14 protein-coding genes are annotated in these 21948 nt (G+C 39.1%); 10 read left to right on the forward strand and 4 right to left on the reverse strand.

Going from position 1 to position 21948, the window contains the following annotated elements; genetic code table 11:
* Positions 1 to 68 precede the first annotated feature (68 nt).
* Positions 69 to 230 (forward strand): hypothetical protein, encoded by a 162-nt coding sequence (locus tag LT090_RS17005; protein ID WP_157726636.1) that lies wholly within the window; start codon positions 69 to 71, stop codon positions 228 to 230.
* Here the strand turns inward: LT090_RS17005 and LT090_RS04575 are convergent.
* Positions 227 to 652, reverse strand: a complete 426-nt coding sequence (locus LT090_RS04575; RefSeq protein WP_068546747.1) for a secondary thiamine-phosphate synthase enzyme YjbQ — start codon at positions 650 to 652, stop codon at positions 227 to 229. The two genes, LT090_RS17005 and LT090_RS04575, sit on opposite strands and share 4 nt — an antisense overlap.
* Before the next feature lie 262 nt (positions 653 to 914).
* Between LT090_RS04575 and LT090_RS04580 the strand changes: the two genes are divergently transcribed.
* Together LT090_RS04580 and eno are read left to right on the forward strand one after the other, a co-directional pair.
* Complete coding sequence (locus tag LT090_RS04580) at positions 915 to 2552, forward strand: CTP synthase (RefSeq protein ID WP_068546748.1); 1638 nt, start codon at positions 915 to 917, stop codon at positions 2550 to 2552.
* Between the two features lie 177 nt (positions 2553 to 2729).
* Positions 2730 to 4028: a phosphopyruvate hydratase gene (eno, locus tag LT090_RS04585; RefSeq protein ID WP_068546749.1), complete on the forward strand. Its 1299-nt coding sequence runs from the start codon at positions 2730 to 2732 to the stop codon at positions 4026 to 4028.
* A 146-nt stretch (positions 4029 to 4174) separates the two neighbouring features.
* Here the strand turns inward: eno and LT090_RS04590 are convergent, their stop codons facing one another.
* Entirely contained in the window at positions 4175 to 7321 is a 3147-nt protein-coding gene (locus LT090_RS04590) for an acyl-[ACP]--phospholipid O-acyltransferase (RefSeq protein ID WP_068546750.1), read from the reverse strand.
* A gap of 159 nt (positions 7322 to 7480) precedes the next feature.
* Here LT090_RS04590 and LT090_RS04595 point away from each other — a divergent pair, with 159 nt between their 5' ends.
* Positions 7481 to 8221, forward strand: coding sequence for a helix-turn-helix domain-containing protein (locus LT090_RS04595; RefSeq protein ID WP_068546751.1), 741 nt, complete (start codon positions 7481 to 7483; stop codon positions 8219 to 8221).
* A 104-nt stretch (positions 8222 to 8325) separates the two neighbouring features.
* Here the strand turns inward: LT090_RS04595 and LT090_RS04600 are convergent, their stop codons facing one another.
* Entirely contained in the window at positions 8326 to 9000 is a 675-nt protein-coding gene (locus tag LT090_RS04600) for a nitroreductase family protein (protein WP_068546752.1), read from the reverse strand.
* 114 nt (positions 9001 to 9114) lie between these two features.
* Between LT090_RS04600 and LT090_RS04605 the strand changes: the two genes are divergently transcribed.
* From LT090_RS04605 to LT090_RS04630, 6 genes are all read left to right on the forward strand, one after another.
* On the forward strand, positions 9115 to 10281 hold the full coding sequence (locus tag LT090_RS04605; RefSeq protein WP_068546753.1) for an MFS transporter: 1167 nt from the start codon (positions 9115 to 9117) through the stop codon (positions 10279 to 10281).
* 184 nt (positions 10282 to 10465) lie between these two features.
* Entirely contained in the window at positions 10466 to 11881 is a 1416-nt protein-coding gene (locus LT090_RS04610) for a TolC family protein (protein WP_162272305.1), read from the forward strand.
* Positions 11881 to 13134, forward strand: a complete 1254-nt coding sequence (locus tag LT090_RS04615; protein WP_068546755.1) for an efflux RND transporter periplasmic adaptor subunit — start codon at positions 11881 to 11883, stop codon at positions 13132 to 13134. Before LT090_RS04610 ends, LT090_RS04615 begins: the two co-directional genes overlap by 1 nt.
* Positions 13124 to 16216, forward strand: coding sequence for an efflux RND transporter permease subunit (locus LT090_RS04620; RefSeq protein ID WP_068546756.1), 3093 nt, complete (start codon positions 13124 to 13126; stop codon positions 16214 to 16216). The genes LT090_RS04615 and LT090_RS04620 overlap by 11 nt, the downstream gene beginning before the upstream one ends.
* Before the next feature lie 192 nt (positions 16217 to 16408).
* Entirely contained in the window at positions 16409 to 16939 is a 531-nt protein-coding gene (locus LT090_RS04625) for a helix-turn-helix domain-containing protein (protein WP_198360694.1), read from the forward strand.
* 90 nt (positions 16940 to 17029) lie between these two features.
* Positions 17030 to 17458: a DUF4396 domain-containing protein gene (locus tag LT090_RS04630; protein ID WP_193408719.1), complete on the forward strand. Its 429-nt coding sequence runs from the start codon at positions 17030 to 17032 to the stop codon at positions 17456 to 17458.
* Positions 17459 to 17988: 530 nt separating this feature from the next.
* Here the strand turns inward: LT090_RS04630 and purL are convergent.
* A complete protein-coding gene (purL, locus tag LT090_RS04635; protein ID WP_068546759.1) occupies positions 17989 to 21894 on the reverse strand; it encodes a phosphoribosylformylglycinamidine synthase in 3906 nt (1301 codons plus the stop codon).
* Between the last annotated feature and the right edge of the window lie 54 nt (positions 21895 to 21948).

Here is a 21948-nt window from a genome sequence, read left to right on the forward strand (position 1 = left end):
ATTTATAAGGATTCTTGCAATATATTTATTTTATATAAAACTTAGAGATAAAAGGTTTTGAGGTTTTTATGAAAGCATTTCAAATATTAGGTTTTTTCGTGTGGATTGTCGGCATCACATTGATTGTGTTGGATCAACTTTATGCCGCGGTTTTTATTCTTGGTGGTGGTACTATTGTTACTTTGATTATGCAGTGGCAAGAGTCAAAAAAGAAGTCGATCGACAATTAATTATTCTGACCATTAAGAGTAGCAATAACTCTTCTGCTACCACCATGGTTTCTATGCTCGCCTAAGTAAATTCCTTGCCAGGTACCAAGGGCAAGTTGCCCATTGGTGATAGGAATGGTTAATTGGCAACCATTGATAGAAGATTTTATATGGGCGGGCATGTCATCGCTTCCTTCATAATCGTGTTGGTAGTATGACTGGTTTTCAGGGACAAAGTGATTAAAATGCTGCTCTAAATCTGCACGGACGGTTGGATCTGCATTTTCGTTAATCGTCAACGAAGCACTGGTATGCTGTAAAAATAAATGTAAGATACCAACCTCAATGTTTTTAAGTTGCGGAATATTATTAATAACTTGGTCTGTTATTAAATGAAATCCACGAGATTTTGCGGGTATATTAAACTGAGTTTGCAGCCACATTGGTACTTTCTTTTTGCTAAGGACTTTGTCTTAGCTTAGATCAAATAAACTAAAAATTTCCACTATTTAACTATCTCAAATACAATCTATTTGGTCTTGCTAATCGATTTCACTCTAATTGCACAATAAATGATCAAAACTGTTACACAAAGATCGCTTCTCGCTATTGTTGTTGGTCAGAGGTTTTGCTACAATATCGCCCCGTCCTGCTACACTAGTAGCAACATAAAAAACCATCTTATTCCTTAGTTTTGAGTACCACATGACAACTAGATATATTTTTGTAACTGGCGGGGTTGTTTCATCCCTTGGTAAAGGCATTGCTGCAGCATCTATGGCTGCTATTTTAGAAGCCCGTGGCTTAAAAGTAACCATGCTTAAACTTGATCCTTATATCAATGTCGATCCTGGTACTATGAGCCCAATTCAACATGGTGAAGTATTCGTTACTAATGATGGTGCTGAAACTGATTTAGATCTCGGTCATTACGAACGTTTTATTCGTACCAAGATGACTAAGAAAAACAACTTTACTACCGGTCGAATCTATCGTGGCGTTTTAGAACGTGAACGTAGAGGCGAATACCTTGGCGCAACTATTCAAGTTATCCCACATATTACTAACGATATTAAACGTCGTGTAATTGAAGGTGCGGAAGGTTACGATGTTGCTATGGTTGAAATTGGCGGTACTGTTGGTGATATCGAATCACAACCATTTTTAGAAGCAATTCGCCAACTTGGCGTAGAAGTTGGCCGTGAACGTGCAATGTACATGCATTTAACGCTTGTGCCATACCTAGCTGCTTCTGGTGAGATAAAAACAAAACCGACTCAACACTCGGTTAAAGAATTACGTTCAATTGGTATTTTTGCAGATATTTTAGTATGTCGTAGTGAAGGCCCAATCCCTGCGAACGAGCGTGCGAAAATAGCATTGTTCACAAACGTTGAAGAACGTGCAGTTGTATCAATGCGCGATGTTGACAGTATTTACAAAATCCCAGCGATGTTGAAAGCGCAAGGCATTGATGAATTAGTATGTAAGCGTTTTGGTATTGAAGCTCCAGAAGCTGATCTCCACGAGTGGGAACAAGTATTATTCCAAGAAGCAAACCCTAAGGGTGAAGTTACAATTGGTATGGTTGGTAAGTACATTGAATTACCGGATGCATACAAGTCAGTAAACGAAGCATTGAAGCACGCTGGTTTGAAAAACCAATTAACGGTAAACATCAAATACATTGACTCACAAAGCGTTGAAGCCAAAGGCGAAGAAGCACTGCAAGGTGTTGACGCATTGTTAGTACCTGGCGGTTTTGGTGAGCGTGGTGTTGAAGGTAAAATATTTACCGCCAAGTATGCACGTGAAAATAACGTTCCATACTTTGGTATCTGTCTAGGTATGCAAGTTGCATTAATTGAATACGCTCGTAATGTTGCCGGCATGAAAAATGCTCACTCAACAGAGTTTAAAGCTGATACTGAATACCCAGTTGTCGGTCTAATTGAAGAGTGGTTAGACGAAGCAGGGCAAGTCGAACTTCGTGATGAAAACTCTGATCTAGGTGGTACTATGCGCCTTGGTTCACAAGAGTGTCATTTAGTTGCTGGTACGAAAGCTGCTGAAATATACGGTGGTGAAAGCGTGTTTGAACGTCACCGTCATCGTTATGAAGTAAACAACAACTATCGTGAACAAATTGAAAAGGCTGGTTTAATTTTCTCTGGTTTATCTGCAGATAAGAAATTAGTAGAAATGATCGAATTACCAAATCACATTTGGTTTGTTGCTGGTCAGTTCCATCCGGAGTTTAATTCGACTCCTCGAGACGGTCACCCATTGTTTGAAAGTTTCATTGCTGCATCTTTCGAGCACCAAAAATTAATTGCTAAATAATATTTGATAAGCCGCACTGTTATAAGTAGCGGCTTATTTTTTGCTAACGATAATGTTAGCATGAGTGCAAATATTTAAAGAATTCAAACGTAAGAGCTTTATTAAAAGCCCAGTTTAAAAATAGTTTAAAAAACAGTTTAAAAACAATCTTAAAATTTAATATTCATTGAGGTAAATATGTCTAAAATAGTAAAAGTTATCGCTCGTGAAATAATGGACTCACGTGGTAACCCTACAGTTGAAGCTGATGTTCGTTTAGAGTCTGGCGCGTTTGGTCGTGCTTGTGCACCATCAGGTGCTTCTACAGGTTCTCGCGAAGCATTAGAATTACGTGATGGCGACAAAGCACGTTACTTAGGTAAAGGTGTTTTAAAAGCTGTAGCTGCTGTAAACAATGACATAGCGCCTGCAATCATTGGTCAAGTAGCTGCTGAACAGTCTGTTGTTGATCAAATCATGATTGATTTAGATGGAACTGAAAACAAAGAAAAGTTTGGTGCTAATGCTATTTTAGCGGTATCACTTGCTGTAGCTAAGGCTGCTGCTGCTGATAAAGGTGTTGAATTATACGAACACATCGCAGAAATCAATGGCACTCCAGGCGTTTACAGCTTGCCTGTACCAATGATGAATATCATCAATGGTGGTGAGCATGCAGATAACAACGTTGATATTCAAGAATTTATGATCCAACCTGTTGGCGCTAAAAACTTTAAAGAAGCGTTACGCATGGGCGCAGAAGTATTCCACGCACTTAAGAAAGTTCTTTCAGAACGTGGCCTAAGCACTGCTGTTGGTGATGAAGGTGGTTTTGCTCCTAACTTAGAGTCAAACGAAGAAGCTCTAGCTGTAATTAAAGTTGCAGTTGCCGCTGCAGGTTACGAATTAGATAAAGATATTACTTTAGCGCTAGATTGTGCGGCATCAGAATTTTATGATGCTGACAAAGGTATCTACGATCTTAAAGGTGAAGGTAAGCAATTTACATCTAACCAATTCTCAGATTTCTTAGCTGAACTTTGTAAGCAATACCCTATTGTTTCAATTGAAGATGGTTTAGACGAATCTGACTGGGATGGTTTCAAATACCAAACTGATTTAATTGGCGATAGCGTTCAAATCGTTGGTGATGACTTATTCGTGACTAATACTAAGATCTTAAAACGTGGTATTGAAAACGGTATTGGTAACTCAATTCTTATCAAATTTAACCAAATCGGTTCACTAACTGAAACGTTAAATGCAATTAAAATGGCGAAAGACGCTGGTTTTACTGCTGTTATCTCACACCGTAGTGGTGAAACAGAAGATGCAACAATTGCTGATTTAGCTGTTGGTACTGCTGCAGGTCAAATTAAGACTGGTTCATTATGTCGTTCAGACCGTGTTTCTAAGTACAACCAACTTCTTCGTATTGAAGAATTCTTAGGTGATAAAGCGGTATTTAACGGTCGCAGCGAAATTAAAGGCCAGTAATAGCAATCAGAAATACCTAATGGGTATAATGAGTTACTGAGTTTTTATCGAATCTAATAAAAAGCTACTTCAGAAATGAAGTAGCTTTTCTATTTCCCCCATAAAACACGGGTATGTATTTTTTTAATTATACTTTCTTGCGCAAGCTAAAAATAACTTTGAACTAAAGTTAAAAAACCATCTTTATCGACAAAGCCTATATCACCGGTTTTAAACCAACGTCGATTGTCTAGTTCGATAATAGCCTCATTGGTTTTTGCTTCATCATTAAGGTAACCAAGCATCACTTGACTACCCGAAATCAGAATTAGACCGTTATGTTCGGCATCAACTTGTTTTAATGTATCGGGGTCGACAATTCTGAAACTGCAACCCGGTACTGGCATTCCAACACTGCCATGCTTAGCACCTGTCTGCAGCGAAAAATCATTAGGGTCTAATTGGTCTGGAATATTAACGCTGGCCACTGGCGTTGTTTCATTAGAGCCGTAGCCTTCATAAATGTCTTTATTAAACTTATCTTTAAATTCTTGGCGTACTTCTTGAGATAACATCCCAGCTCCAGAAACTACGCCACGCAGACTTTCTAGCATTAGCGGTTGTACTTTTTTATTTTGATTGTAGAGCGGCATAAATTCCGCAGCGGTACATAAAACCGTAGCCTGACTTTTAACGATAGTCTTACTGATGTTTAATACATCTGACGGATCGGGATGACAAACAAGCTTTATCCCCTCGATTAAAGGTAATAAGGTTGTAACAGTTAGACCGAGCGATTGATATGGCGGTAAACAACCTATCACAACATCATTTTCGCGAGTGATCAGCAGGTCGCTAATTTGGCGAATATTGGCAATAAAGTTTTTATGACTAAGTACTACACCTTTAAGCGCACAGTCGTTGCCATTTGAAAATAAAATTGCCGCCGGTGCGTTAAGCTCAGTTTTCTTAGCAAACGCTCGATAATACAATTTAGCGCTTAAAAGGTAAGTGCTAAGATCGGCAAAGAAACTGAATAATTTAGAGCGCTGACTTAGCAAGTTTTCAATATCCACAACAGTAACGCCATTAAGCATCGCTTCGGTATCTATCCCACTTGCGCTAAGTTGTTGTAAAAATGTCTCTGAGCTAATAATGGTTTTAACGGCGGCGTTTTTAATGCTTGTTTGAACAGCAGATAATTCCAATGAATGATTGATATTAACCGTTGTCTGCCCATTTAATAACACGGCAAGATTCGCTATAACAGCGCCGCTGCTTGCTGGCAGCAACAAGCCAATGTTTTGTTGATTATCGATTGAGCGAAGTTTATGTGCAACTGCTGAAGTTACTGCAACAAGTTGTCGATTACTATAGCCTTTGCCGCGACTATCTTTTACCGCAATTTTTTTATTGTTTTGAAATGCACTGTCAATCCATGCCAATGGTAAAGGGCTGGCCTTATTTACATGGTGCTCCCAGGCGTCTTGAGACAGTTCGAATACTTTTTGTTTTAATTCGCGAGCAGGGGTTTGCATTGCTAAGGCTTTACCAAAGGTAATGGATACGTCACGACGAAAACTTTTACGAGTATTTTGACGCAGCTTTTCACTCTTAGCTCGTGATAAGCGACTACCCCATAATCCATGTAAGTAAAAAGGTAATATAATGCCATCGACGCCATCGACAACTCGCTCATAACCCGTTCTAAACACCCCGAGAGAGCCTGTTCTGCTTATGGCACCTTCCGGGAATAAACAGACGACGTCACCATTTTTTAGTGCTTGATTTACAAGGGCTAAGGATTCTTTTGAATTTCCGGCACTAATGGGAATACAACCAAAGAACTGCATAATTGGTTTTAAATACCACAATTCATATATACGTCTTAGCATGACAAAGCGAACTCTTCTTGGACACGCCATTTGAACTAATATGCCATCAATCCAACTGATGTGATTACCAAGTAACAATAAGCCGCCTTCAGCCGGTACGTTTTCGAAACCAAGGATATCGAGTTTATAACGACGTCGCATGATAAACGTCGCACACATTCTGATCAGTGAATGTGGCAGTTTTACGATAGTGTAAAGAGCACCAACAAAGGCAATAAACATTAACAAATAGAAAATATTGATACTTGAAAAGCCTATTGATACCAAGACAATAGTGGCAATCAAGGCAGTTAACATTGCCACATTTTGCACCCAGTTATTACCCGCTAGTACGGTGCCTAGTTCTCGCTCTTTGGCATGGTATTGAATTAACGAATTTAGTGGAACGATAAAAAGACCACCGCTAATACCGAGTGATAAAAAGGCTAGTGCCATTGAAATTAGAGACTCTAGTTCAGCCACTCCACCAATTAAACAGGCGAAAACTAGCGCTGAAATAGGAATTAACCCTAACTCAATATGATTACGAGAAATTTTCGCTGCTAATAATGAACCGATGACAATACCAATACCTGTACAGCCTAAAATCCCTTGAATAATGATGGTGTTATTTTCTAATAAAACCTCTTTAGCAAATGCAGGAAAGGTTGCTAACATCACTTGTGATACCGACCAAAACATCGATAAACCGATAATCGATAACCATATAACTTTATTGGAAAAAATAATTTTTAGATTAGTTCTTAAATAATCGCCTTTGATGAACTCTTTTACAGTAAAGACCATGCTGTCATCACGCTGTTTGGTGTTTTTAAGCTGACAGGCAAAATACCATTCAATAAGCGAAAGGCAAACAAATATCCAACCGATGACGACAATCGACTGCATGATCACTGATGGACTATCTAATGAAACATCAACTAATAACAATTCAAATAGGGCTGAAAACACAAAAGTACCCGACAAAATCGCAACAATTGTGACCGCTTGTACCATAGCATTACCTTGAGCTAAGTTCTCAACGCCGATGAGCTCTTTTAAATAGCCATATTTAGCTGGTGAATAGATTGCTGATTGGATCCCCATGACCAGAGTTAGCGCGAAAGCTGCCAAAAACCAACCTTGGTAATAACACAAGGTGATAAGCACTGTCGCACATATCGCTACGATGGCACTGATGCGCATTATCTTGGGTTTTGGGTGTTTATCAGCGATAAAACCTGATGGGGAAAATAGAAAAATAAAAGGAAGTAAGATCAATGCATTAAGGACAGCGGTTAAGACAACTTGAATATCACCGTCATAGATTTTGAACACAGTATTTTGAACGATGATCTTATGACCTAAATCAACAAATGCATTGATAAATACCATTGCTATGTAAGCGAAAAATCCTTTAAATCCAAATAACGTTTTCATTGTTTCCCTACTGTTAAATTGCTTCGTTTTATGTATGATTTTGTGATTCTGTACAATTAGTACCAATAATGTATATCTTCAGTTATATTATTTTAATGGTATTACTTAACGATACTAAATTACTTTTACTAGGATGTTAAATTAAAAAAAGGTTGTTCCATGTCACAAACCAGTACACTGCTTTATGCCTTAAAAAAATCATTAAAAGCTGAAGGGCTAACTTATGAGGATGTTGCCAAAGAGCTAGAGTTATCCCAAGCTAGCATTAAACGACTGTTTTCTGAAGAAAATATTTCGTTAAGTCGGTTAGATCAAATTTGCCAAATGATGAATATGGAAATATCTGACTTAGTTAATAAGATGACTGAACAAAAGGGGCAGTTGCAAAATCTTAGTGTTGAACAAGAGAAAGAGTTAACTGACGATGTATTGTTGCTGTTAATTGCTGTAAGCGTTCTCAACAAGTGGACAATGGAAGAAATATTAGACAATTACAATATCGCAGAAACCGAATGTATCAGCAAACTCGCAAAGCTAGATAGACTTAAGATCATCGAGTTGCTGCCGGGTAATCGCATTAAATTACTAGTGGATGCCAATTTTGGCTGGTTAGAAAACGGACCAATTTTACAGTTTTTCCAACGCACTATTGGCCAAGAGTATTTTAATAGCCATTTCAATCATGACGATGAATGCTTGTTGGTGCTTAATGGCATGTTATCAGTTCAAAGTAACGGCGAGTTTCAACGTCGATTGCAACGAGTCGCACGAGAGTTTGAGGTAATTAACCAAGAGGACTCTGCGTTAGATTTTGAACAGCGTAATGGTGTGACAGTAGTGTTGGCGATGCGCAATTGGCGTTACGGTTTGTCTCAGTACCTAAAGCAATACAAAGATTAATAAAGCTAAAGACATCCAAGCTATATAAAAAAACGGGATAAAGTTTAACTTTATCCCGTTTTTTTAGCTTTGTTTTTGCTAATGCGGTTATATACAATAGAGCATCAAACAAATGTTGCGATGTCATCCAAAGGTTTTTTAATTTGCGCATGTTTAGGCACTGTGGCATCTTCGGCAGGGTAACCTGCAATAAGTAACATATAAGCGCGCTCGTTATCGCCACGCTGACAAATCTTACTCAAAAATGACATTGGCTTAGGTGTGTGGGTTAACGTTACCAAACCCGCATTATGCAAAGCAGTGATCAATATACCGGTGGCAATGCCAACAGATTCATGAACATAGTAGTTAGTGTTTCTATCATTAATATCTAAACCACCTTTCTTTTGGCTAAATATCGCAATTAACCAAGGCGCGGTTTCTAAATAGGGTTTGTCGGCATCGGTACCTAAATCTTTTAGAGCATCTAGCCACTCTTCACCGGCGCGTCCTTCATAAAAACCACGTTCATGCATTTCTGCTTGTTCACGTATTTGCTTTTTCATGTCGGTAGAGTGAATTGCAACAAAATGCCAAGGCTGATGATTAGCGCCACTTGGTGCTGTACCAGCTGCTTTTATACAATTCTCGATAATTGCTCTATCAACTTCTCTATCACTAAAGCTTCGAACTGAGTGACGACGTTTGATGTTGTTTAAGAAATCTTCTGAACGAGCAAGCATTTCATCTTTTGGATATTCAATGTAATCGCTTAGAGGTGAGTTATCATGATCTTTCATTAGGTTTACTTCTCGTTAGTTTTTTGTTGCCCTAGCATAACTAGCCTAATTGATATTATTCAAGTAAAAAATTTGTTAATCTAAGGCTATCTAATTCTATTCCCTCAAAACATTATGTCAGACGTTAAAGTAAATCACGCTTCATGGAAAACGCCGTTTGTATTCTTAGCTTTATCATCATTAGTGATGACGTTAGCGTTTTCTGGGTGGATGGCAATGTTAAACAACTTCACCATTGAAGTGGCTCAATTTAGCGGCAGAGAAATTGGTATTTTACAATCATTAAGGGAAGTGCCTGGCTTTTTAGCATTTACTGCAATCTTTGTTTTGCTTGCGATGAAAGAGCAAACGTTTGCCATCGTTTCATTGGCACTGCTCACTATCGGTGTTGCAGTAACGGGGTACTTTCCATTTGAATATGGCTTGTATGCAACAACCGTCATTATGTCGATAGGCTTTCATTACTATGAAACGGTTAATCAATCACTTAGTTTGCAATGGTTTAATAAAGACGAAGCGCCAGAAAAACTTGGTAAGTTACTTTCGATAAAATCGATAGCTGCATTGTTAGTTTATGGCTTTGTTTATGTAGCGTTTAGCTTCTACGCTATCGAATACAAAACTGCGTATTTAGTTCTCGGCGGCCTAGGTTTAGTGATCACGGTTTATTTAGCTCTAGCAATGCCGCATTTTCCAGAAAAGGTTGTGCAACACAAAAAGATAATCCTTAAAAAACGTTATTCATTGTATTACTTATTGACGTTTTTAAGTGGAGCTCGCCGCCAAATATTTGTCGTTTTTGCTGGCTTCTTAATGGTTGAAAAATTTGGTTATTCTGTGGCGCAGATTAGTGTGCTGTATATGATAAACCACCTACTTAATATTTATATTGCCCCTAAAATTGGCAGTTGGATTGGCCGAGTAGGAGAGCGCAAGGCATTAACCGTTGAATATATCGGTCTGATATTAGTCTTTAGTGGCTATGCCTTGGTCGAAAATGAAAATATTGCCGCCGCATTATACATTATTGACCACCTGTTTTTTGCTATGGCAATCGCCATTAAAACATATTTTCAGAAAATCGCAGACCCTAAAGATATTGCTGGTAATGCCGGTGTTAGTTTTACTATTAATCATATAGCCGCAGTAGTCATTCCTGCAATATTCGGCATATTATGGTTATATAGTTCTACTTTAGTATTTTTTGCTGGCGCGGGATTTGCATTATGCTCTTTAATTGCCTGCCAGTGGGTCAATATTGATAAGCACGTTAAAGTGTAAGTTAACTGCAAATTATTCAGTGTAAAGGATTGTAAGTATTGTTGATGTATGGTGTTATTTAACTTACTTTAATGGACTAAAATAATAAAATTGACCCAAGTGCTGCGCTTTAATATCTCTCTAATAGATGGTACCCAGTTATGCTTGGTTCGATACACGACAAATGCGTGATTACTACCTGGATATGAAACTTTTAACAATTTGCTTTCTTTTAATGTTAACTGCTTGTTCTCAACGACAAGAAGTAGAAGTCGAAGAACTGCAGCTAGCAAACTCTTTTGTTGAGCAAGGAAACGCCGCAATTGATAGTAACTGGTGGCACAGTTTCAATAATGACCAATTAACGCTATTGGTAGAACAAGGTTTAAGAGATAACCTATCTTTAAAAGCCAGTGACTTACGTTTAAAAAGCAGCAGTATTGATGCTCAAATTGCTGGTGCAGATCTAAACCCCGACCTCAGACTATTTGCTAATGCTAGCGCTCCGACCGATGATCTTGGCACAATTAAAAGTGCTTCTGTAGGGATCAGCTCAAGTTGGGAAATCGACCTTTGGGGACGACTTGCGGCAAATGAAGAGAAAGCATATTGGCAATACCAAGGTCAACAAGCTCTGCATAGAGCACGAGCAAATCTAGTTGCAGGAAATATCACTAACGCATGGTTTGGTATTGTTTCAGCGCAAGAAAAGAAACAAGTATTAGCAACTCAGTATCAACGAACTCAAGATGCATTAATTGCGATTTCTAGACGGTTTGCCTTAGGCAAAAGCTCAGTAACAAATATCTGGCAACAGCAGAAATTATTAAAATCGATTGAGGTTCAGCAAGCGAAAAACCTTACCGAACTAAGCTTAAATCAACAAACGTTAGCTCTTTGGTTGGGCATACCAACCTCAAAATTAGAGTCCATTGATTTTCACTTATTACCCACTTTACCGGAAACGCCTGAGATGGGCGTTCCAGCAGAAGCCCTTAAATACAGACCTGATATTGAACAAGCATTAGCAAAAATTAAAGCGGCTAATGAAAACTTGTCAGTTGCGATATCCGCTCAATACCCTCGTATTACTTTAGGTGCAAATTATTCAACCTCGAAGAACAATGCTCAAGACTTATTTGACGATTGGAAAGGCAATTTAATTGCTTCATTGGCGATGCCTCTATTTGATTCTGGCACCACTAAAAATGTGGTTAAGCAACGAAAACTGGAGTTACAAGCGCTTATTTTTGACTATCAACGAGTATGGTTAGAAGCGATAGCAAGCGTTGATCAAGTACTTATTAATGAAGCGCAATTAGTGAAAGTATCTAAAAATCTGATTTCTCAGTTGGATTTGGCTAAGCGTACTGAAAAACTGACGATGATCAAATACCTTAATGGTAAAGCCGATTATATCGAACTACTTAAAGCACAAGAAAGCATTTTATCAATTGAACAACAGGTGATTGATGCGAATAAGCGGTTAGCGACTAATCGTGTTTTATTGTATCGAGAATTGAGCCACGGTTATTTTATCGTAGTCGATGATGCAGAGAAGAATGATGTTACAAATGTAAATATCAGCAGAGCAAAAAGAATAAAAGGGACACAGTCATAATGGGTGGCATGCAAAATAAAAAGAAATTATTGCCTATTTTTTTGGTTATTATCGGTGGTTTGCTTGGCTATTATATTTTGCAATCAGGCAATCAAAAACCTGAACACTATATAAGTAAAAAATCAAAGCGTGTACGAACGGTTCAAACAGAGCCGTTGACGAAAGGTTCGGTCATACCGTCGTGGACTACGTCTGGGTTTGTCAGTCCCGCTGAGTCGGTTAAAGTGTATGCACGAGTCGCGGGGAATATTTCATCGATAAACCCTTTGGCACTTCCAGGTGGTATTTTAACCAAAGGACAAGTGTTAGCGACACTTGAAACCGTAGACTTAAAACTGGCATATAAATCTATGCAAGCTCAACTTGAGCAAGCGCAAGCAAGTTATGAACTTGAAAAAGCGAACCAAGTATTAGCGCAAGAAGAGCTCGAATTGATTAACAGCAGTGCTGATTTGAATATCGATGAATCCTTAGTACTAAGAAAGCCACAATTAACCGTCGCCAAGGCTAAAATATCAGTCGCTCAAAATAACTTAGACAAGGCTAAGTTAAACTTAGAACGCACTGAAGTGCTTATGCCCTTTGATGGCAAAGTGGTCACTAAAACGGTAGGTCAGGGAAGCAAAGTATCGGTAAGTACGGTATTGTTTTCTGTCGTCAATACCAATACCTATTGGCTAGAAGTCAAAATTCCTCATAAGTTTTTAAGTTTGTTGGATAAAACTCAACCTGTCGATATTTCTAATGCTCGATTGTGGGGCGAAGGTAAGATTCGACAAGCTCGCTTTGTTTCGGTGTTGCCCGATTTAGACAGTAAAGACAGACAAGTGAAACTGTTACTTGCAATTGACGAGCCGCTCACTAATGACTCGAATACACCACAGGTATTTATTAATGACTTTTTGACCGTTAACTTAAAAGGTAAACCTATTAATGACGCTTGGACTATTAAACATTCTACCTTACAAGCGGATAATACAATTTGGGTGGTAGATAAAAATAGAACACTACAAAAAAGAGCGGTAGAGGTCCTGTTTAAGGGCCGAGACGTTGTCTATGTGAATGCCGATATATTAGAAGATGACAGAGCGTTAGCAGAGAAACCTGGCATTGTAAGTGTTGGTATGCCGGTATTGACTCGTAAAGATAGAGCGAAAGCCAATAGTAAAGATAAACTAGAAAGCCAAAACTCTGAAGCAAATAGAGAGGCTAAAAAAGGCAAAGGGTTAAAGGGATTAAAACATGCAGGATAAACAGACCAGTTTATTGAATCCTATTTCATGGATGATTCAGCATAAAGTAGCTCCTCATTTACTAATGCTTGCATTGATTTTCGGCGGCTTAGTGATGTCCTTTTTCATTCGCAAAGAATACATGCCAGAAACATCTAGAGATACTGTTTCGGTTCGAGTGTCATACCCTGGGGCCACGCCAAGTGAAATTGAATCGGGTATTGCCGCGCCAGTTGAAGCTGCAATTCACAGTATCGATGGTGTTGGCAAGATTGATACCTTTATTGGTACCGGTTGGCTTAGAGTAAAAGCAGAGATAGAAGCAGGTGCAATACCGCAAAAAATCTATCAAGATGCTCAGCAAGCGGTCAATCGAATATCATCATTTCCCGCTGGTATGGAAAAGCCTTACGTTAAATTAGACACTCGAATCGCCGATGTAATGGAGTTAATCGTCTATGCCGATTTAGATCGTTTTGCGTTAAAGCGATTAACTGAACAAATTAGAGATCGGATTATACAGTCGCCGTATATTTCACAAGTATCTTTAGATGGTTTTCCCAAAGAAGAAATTCACGTTGAAATAACTCAAGCCGATTTACAAGCCTATGATTTGACCTTAACTCAAGTCGCATCAATGTTGAAAAAAAATGTCGTCGAAAAATCTGCAGGCAAGATAAAAGCCGATAATGGCGACATACTGGTATCGGTTGACCAAAGAGAATTTTGGGCTGAAGACTTAGCCAATGTACCACTAATCTCTGATTCGTCAGGTGATCAACTAAGGTTAGGGGAAATTGCTAAAGTTACTGAAGGCTTTGCCGATGAGCGCAATATTGTAACCTTTAATGGGCAATTATCATCGCAGTTAAATATTTATCGCATGGGCGAGCAAACGCCATCTGAAATTGCCGCTGCTATCGAAAAAATGTGGCCTGAATTAATTGCTATGCTGCCAGCTAATTCCGGTATTGCGGTTGTTGATGATGATGCAAAAAATTATCAAAAACGCCTTAGTTTATTATTAAGTAACGCCTTTATTGGATTGTTGCTTATCTTAATTATTATGAGCTTATTCTTGCAGTTTAGGCTTGCGTTTTGGGTAGTTGCCGGTATACCGAGTGCATTTTTAGGTGCGATACTGTTTTTGCCTGCCTTTGATGTGTCGATCAATATGGTATCGATGTTCGGTTTTATTGTTGCCCTTGGGATTGTTGTGGATGACGCCATTATTGCAGGAGAAAATATTTATGCTCACATGCAAGAAGGAATGTCATTTGAACAGGCCGCGATAAAAGGTGCTAACGAAGTCGCTAAACCGCTTACTTATGCAATTTTAACTAACATAGTTGCGTTCCTTCCTTTGTTATTATTGCCTGGCAGTATGAAGTTATTATTTGGCGCAATTCCGATTGTGGTTGTCATTTGTTTTGCTGTGTCTTGGGTCGAAGCACTATTTATTTTGCCGTCACATTTGGCTGGTATTAATGATAAACAGCCAGGGAAATTAGAAAGACGGTTTAAAAAGTTACAAGGTACTTGTAACTCAAAACTTAATTACTTTATTGAAGAAAAGTATCTGCCGTTTTTACATAAATGTTTGAATTGGCCAAGTTTGGTTTTAGGTATAGCCGTTTTAATATTTTGCGTGGTTATTGCTTATGCGATGAGTGGCAAAATGGGCTTTAGTTTGTATCCAAAACTCGATGGACGATGGGTAAAAGCAAACTATGAAATATCCGAAACCACTACGGAAGACCAAGCCATAGTAATGCGCAAGAGATTAGAAGAAAGCGCAGATTCATTAATTGAAGAATTTGACTTACAAAGCAGCGTTGTCAGTGTTCGCAGTATTATCAGAGATAATAGTGTTGAAGTTGCGCTGTTACTCGTTGAAAGTGAAGAGCGAGAATATTCAACTGAACAGGTAAGGCATTTTTGGCGTGAACACGCGAGACATCTTTATCAGTATGGGAAATTAAGATTTAGTGGCGCAAGGCGCGGTTCTAGCGCGTTAGCAACGGCTTCGTTGACAGTTGAATTAAGACACAGTGATAGCAGCATCCTTGCGTTAGCCGCACAAGATACCGTTGATTTCTTAGAGTCCAGTGAAGACGTCGTGGCGACGGTCAATTCGATGGAAGAAGGTAAACCACAATGGAAACTTGTACTGAATGAAAATGGTCGTTCGTTAGGGTTAAGTGCTGTAGATCTTTCTGACCAATTACGAGCTTCATTATATGGAGCAAGAGCACAAAGACAGCATAGATTGCGCAATGAAGTAACGACTCTTGTGCGTTTACCTAAGGATGAGCGAGCAGATGTTAACAAAATAGAGTCTATGTTGGTAAGAACTAAAGGTGGAGGCTATGCGCCATTAGGCAGTGTAGCAACAATAAATAAAGTTCTTGCACCTGCCTATATCATAAGGCGCAAAGGTCAACGAGTTGAAAAGGTTGGCGCTGAAATATTACCTGAAGAAAATATACCGGCGGTTACTCGAATGGTGGAAAACTATTTGGTCCCAGAACTTGAAGGTCGCTACCCAGGCTTGAAAGTTGTATTTGGCGGCAATCAAGAGGAAATCGCCAATAGTGTTTCAAGACTAGAATTAGGCACTTGGTTTGCGTTAGCGGGAATATACATTTTGCTAGCAATTGCGTTTAGAAGTTACGCCCAGCCGCTAATTATTATGGCGATTATTCCGTTTGGTGCGGTCGGTGCAATACTTGGGCATATGGCATTAGGGTTTGGTTTAAGTGTGGTGAGCTTAATGGGCATGCTAGCGCTTGCCGGTGTGGTAGTTAACGATAGCTTGATTTTAGTAGAATATGCCAATAAAAAAGTGCAACAAGGTGAAGCTGTTTTAGAAGCAATTATTGAAGCCTGTAGAAGACGAATACGACCAATATTGCTCACCACAATCACAACGTTTTGTGGTCTAGCGCCTATGGTTTTTGAAACATCAAGACAAGCTCAATTTGTGGTTCCTATGGCGGTGTCTTTAGGTTTTGGTATTTTATTTACGACGCTAATCTGTTTGCTTGTTTTACCAAGTTTGTATTTGATAGTGAATACAAAAACGGCGACTAAAAAAGTATAACTTACACTATACTAAAATAATCTACTGCACTAAATCGTTGAGTTTGAAGCAGAAAAATAAACCTTCTGGGACTGCCTAAGATTAATTTTCGGTAAGCGAAAAGTGTTGATGTTATTAATTTAATGGTTAAGTGGGCGGCAATATAGTATGAAAATATATATTAAGAATATGGTCTGCGATAGGTGCTGCTTAGTGGTGAAAAAGATTCTAGATGATAGAAACTTAAAATATGCGTCAATAATGCTTGGTGAGATAGACTTTGGCGATTATCACGGCAACAAGTTAGATATCGATATAATATCCTCTCTTGCAGACGATTTGAATACTGTTGGTTTCTCCATACTTAATGATACAAAAAGCAAGTTAATAGAAAGTATCAAAAGATCCTGTCTTGATTATATTCAGCAATATGATCCTTTAAATAGTAACGTTTTATCAGAATATCTAAGCCACTCAGTAAGCCGCGAATATAACTATCTCAGCAATTTATTTTCTGCTACTGAAGGCATAACCATTGAACAGCACTTTATTCAATTGCGAATAGAGAAGGTTAAAGAGTTATTAATTTATGGCGAAATGAGTCTTGGAGAAGTGGCTTTTCAATTAGGTTTTAGCAGTGTTGCACATTTAAGTGGTCAGTTTAAAAAAATTACAGGTTTAACACCAAGTTACTTTAGAGCTCTGAGAAGTCAAAAAATGAGAACATCTCTGGATAAACTGTAAATTATATAAAAAATAAATATTACGATATAACACGGTTAACTGCTTATTCCCCTAGAATACGCTCAATGATTAATTACTAGGGTTATATCAATGAGTATTACGTGGACTAACAGAAAAAATTGGATTAAAAGTGCGCATAACACCAAATGGTGTTTAATAGGTTGTGCAATAGGGGACTTTGGTACCATTGGCTATTTTCAATATACCGAACACAGCCTATCAACAGCAACAGTAATGATGCTGGCAATGATGAATGGACTAATTACTAGTGTATTATTAGAAATGTTCATTTTAATTAAAAATAAATTTAGTGTTAGAGAAGCTTTTAAAACTGCCTTAGGCATGAGTTTTATTTCTATGCTGGCAATGGAAGCTGCGATGAATTTAACTGATTATGCACTTACTGGTGGCGCGATTCTGACATGGTGGGTGATACCAATTGCATTGTTTATGGGATTCATAACTCCTTGGCCTTATAATTATTGGCGTTTGGAAAAACACGGTAAATCATGTCATTAATAAGTTGGTACCTCGGTTCCATTTATGTTTAGTTATCTTTAACCAACAAACTTACGAGCGTTACGGATCATTCTCACCCACGGAGAACATTCAAACCACTCTACTCTTGGGAAAGCGCCATGAGTTTGCTTGCTTTGAATAACAAAAAGGCACCTAGTAGGTGCCTTTAAAGTATTTTTAGTATAAGTCTGTTTAGTTATTTTTAACCAACAAACTTACGCGCGTTACGGAACATTCTCACCCATGGAGAATCTTCTAGCCACTCTGCTCTTGGGATAGCGCCATGAGTTTGCTTGCTTTGAATAACAAAAAGGCACCTAGTAGGTGCCTTTAAAGTATTTTTAGTATAAGTCTGTTTAGTTATTTTTAACCAACAAACTTACGCGCGTTACGGAACATTCTCACCCAAGGAGAATCTTCTAGCCACTCTGCTCTTGGGATAGCGCCATGAGTTTGCTTGCTTTGAATAACAAAAAGGCACCTAGTAGGTGCCTTTAAAGTATTTTTAGTATAAGTCTGTTTAGTTATTTTTAACCAACAAACTTACGCGCGTTACGGAACATTCTCACCCAAGGAGAATCTTCTAGCCATTCTTCAGGATGCCATGAGTTAGCAACTGTTCTGAAAACACGCTCAGGATGAGGCATCATAATTGTTACACGACCATCGTTAGTCGTTAACGCTGTGATACCGTCTGGCGAGCCATTCGGGTTAAGTGGGTAAGTTTCTGTTACTTGACCGTAGTTATCAACGTAACGCATAGATACAGTACCTGAATCATTTGCTGCGCCGATTGCTTCTTCAGACTTAAACTCAGCGCGACCTTCACCGTGAGATACAGCGATTGGCATACGAGAGCCTTCCATACCTTTAAAGAAGATAGATGGAGATTCTTGAATTTCTACGGTTGAGAAACGTGCTTCAAAACGCTCTGATTTATTCTGTACAAAGTGTGGCCATGTATCAGTACCTGGAATGATTTCTTTCAGGTTAGATAACATCTGACAACCGTTACAAACACCTAATGAGAAGGTGTCTTCGCGGTGGAAGAATTCACGGAACATTTCACGTGCATTGTCGTTGAATAAGATTGATTTTGCCCAACCTTCACCAGCGCCTAATACGTCACCGTAAGAGAAACCACCACAAGCGACTAAGCCTTTAAAGTCGTTTAAGTCAATACGACCAGCTAATACGTCTGACATGTGAACGTCGGTAGTGATAAAGCCAGCACGGTCAAATGCTGCTGCCATTTCAACGTGCGAGTTAACACCTTGCTCACGTAAAATAGCAACTTTTGGATTTGTTTCTTCAACGGCATCGGCAGCAATGTGACTTGCAACAATATCTTCATTGATATCGAATGTTAGGTTCACGTTTAAACCTGGATCTTCAGTATCAAATTTCAGTGCATGCTCTTGTTCTGCACACTCTGGGTTATCACGCATTGACTGCATCTTGAATGTTGTTTCTGCCCAAACTGTACGGTAGTAAGTACGAGAGTTTGCTAGTACTTCTTCACCGTCACGGCTAAAGCGGATAACGTCTTCATTGTTAATGCGACCAATGTCAGTAAAACATTCACCAAGGTTGCTTTCGTCAAGCATTGCATGGATAGCGTCAACATCAGATTCACGAATTTGGATAACTGCACCTAACTCTTCGTTAAATAATGCACTTAAGTTGTCGCCTTTAAGGTTTGATAAATCGATATCAACACCAGTGTGACCAGCAAATGCCATTTCAGTAATTGTGGTAAATAAACCACCGTCACTGCGGTCATGGTAAGCAAGAAGCTTTTCTTCACGCACTAAGCGTTGGATAAAGTTGAAGAATTCTTTTAAGTCTTCAGCGCTATCAACATCTGGTGTCGTTGTACCAAGTTGCTTGTAAACCTGAGCTAAACAAGAACCACCTAAACGGTTTTTGCCTTTCGATAAATCGATAGCTACGATACGAGTATCACCTTTGTCAGTGCGAAGCTGTGGCGTTACTGTTTTGCGGATATCTTGTACAACACCAAAGGCTGTAATAATAAGAGACATTGGTGCAGTTACTGCTTTGTCTTCGCCGTTATCTTCCCATTTAGTTTTCATACTCATTGAGTCTTTACCAACAGGGATAGTTAAACCAAGCGCTGGACACAGTTCTTCACCAACTGCTTTAACTGCTTCGTATAAACCTGCGTCTTCACCAGGGTGGCCTGCGGCACACATCCAGTTCGCTGAAAGTTTAATACGGTTTAAATCGCCAATATCAGAACAAGCAATGTTTGTTAATGATTCAGCTACTGCTAATCGAGCTGATGCACCGTAGTTAAGTAGGGCAACAGGTGTTCTTTCACCCATAGACATTGCTTCACCGTGGTAAGTATCAAGTGCTGCTGCAGTTACCGCACAATCGGCAACTGGCACTTGCCAAGGACCAACCATTTGGTCTCGTGCAACCATACCTGTAACCGAGCGGTCACCGATGGTGATTAAGAATGTTTTCTCTGCAATTGTTGGAAGACGTAAAATACGATCCGCAGCATCTGCTAATTCAACAGATGATAAATCTAATTCTTTACCAGTCTCTGTTCTTGATTCAACTTCACGGTGCATTTTAGGTGCTTTACCTAATAAAACATCAAGTGGTAAATCAATTGGCGTATTATCGTGATGGCTATCTGTTAGTGTTAAATGCTCTTCTTCAGTAGCATAACCAACAACAGCAAATGGTGCGCGTTCGCGTTCACATAATGCTTTAAATTCTTCTAAACGCTCTGGCGCTACTGCCATAACATAACGTTCTTGAGATTCATTACACCAGATTTCGTGTGGTGCCATGCTACGCTCATCATTTGGTACGTTACGCAGTTCAAAGTTACCACCACGGCCACCATCTGACACTAGCTCAGGGAAAGCATTTGATAAACCACCAGCACCTACATCGTGGATGAATAAAATTGGGTTATCTTCGCCAAGCTGCCAACAACGGTCGATCACTTCCTGACAACGACGTTCCATTTCTGGATTTTCACGTTGAACCGATGCGAAATCTAAATCTTCTGAAGATTGGCCAGACGCCATACTCGAAGCTGCACCGCCACCAAGGCCGATGTTCATTGCTGGTCCACCTAAAGCGATAAGTGCCGCGCCAACAACGATTTCACCTTTTTGTACATGCTCGTCACGAATGTTACCTAAACCACCAGCGATCATAATTGGCTTGTGGTAACCACGAACCTCTGAGCCATTAAACGAGTTAACTTGCTCTTCATATGTACGGAAGTAACCTAAAATGTTTGGACGACCAAACTCATTGTTAAATGCAGCGCCACCTAAAGGACCTTCAACCATAATATCTAATGCTGAAACGATACGACCAGGCTTACCGTAATTACCTTCCCAAGGTTGTTCAAAACCTGGAATGTTTAAGTTTGATACGGTGAAACCAACTAAACCTGCTTTTGGCTTAGAACCAACACCCGTTGCACCTTCATCACGGATCTCACCACCAGAACCTGTTGCGGCACCTGGGTAAGGAGAGATAGCAGTAGGGTGGTTATGTGTTTCAACTTTCATCAGGATTTGAATGTCTTCCTGATTGTAAGCGTATTCTTTCGTTTTTGGATCTGGGAAGAAACGACCCGCTTCAGAGCCAACCATAACTGCCGCATTATCACTGTACGCACTTAACACAAAATCAGAATTTAATTCGTGGGTATTACGGATCATTTTGAATAATGATTTTGGTTGCTTTTGACCATCGATAGTCCAATCAGCGTTGAATATTTTGTGACGACAATGTTCAGAATTTGCTTGCGCAAACATGAATAATTCAATGTCATTTGGGTTACGACCCAATTTAGTAAAGTTTTCTACTAAGTAATCAATTTCATCATCGGCTAAGGCAAAGCCCATTTCGATGTTAGCTTTTGCTAATGCTTCGCGACCGCCAGATAGAATATCAACCGATGACATAACACCAGGTTCTGCGGTAGCAAATAAGCTATTTGCGTCGTTAAAATCAGTGAAGATAACTTCCATCATGCGGTCATGTAATAAGCCCGCTAGTTGCAATGATTGTTCGTTAGTCAATTCAGCTGAAGTATGAATGTAGTACGCAAGACCACGTTCTAAACGAATGATTTTATCTAAACCACAGTTGTGAGCGATGTCAGTTGCTTTTGAAGACCAAGGTGAAATAGTACCAGGACGAGGCGTTACTAAAAGAAATGTACCTTCAGGCTCATGTTCTTCTATTGTTGGACCATAAGTTAAAAGTTTCGCAAGTTTAGCTAACTCATCCGCAGTTAATTCTGCAGAGTTATGAGAAAAATGCGTAAATTCAGCGTAAATCTCTGTTACCGGAAGATTTAATTGCGCACATTGCTTTAGAAGCTTGTTAATTCTGAAATCGGATAGCGCTGGAGCGCCGCGTAGGATTTCCATAATTATAGTCACCATAGTTAGATTAATATCAATTCCATTAAATTTACGAAGTAA

The organism is Thalassotalea crassostreae, from assembly GCF_001831495.1.
GTDB classification, from domain to species: domain Bacteria; phylum Pseudomonadota; class Gammaproteobacteria; order Enterobacterales; family Alteromonadaceae; genus Thalassotalea_A; species Thalassotalea_A crassostreae.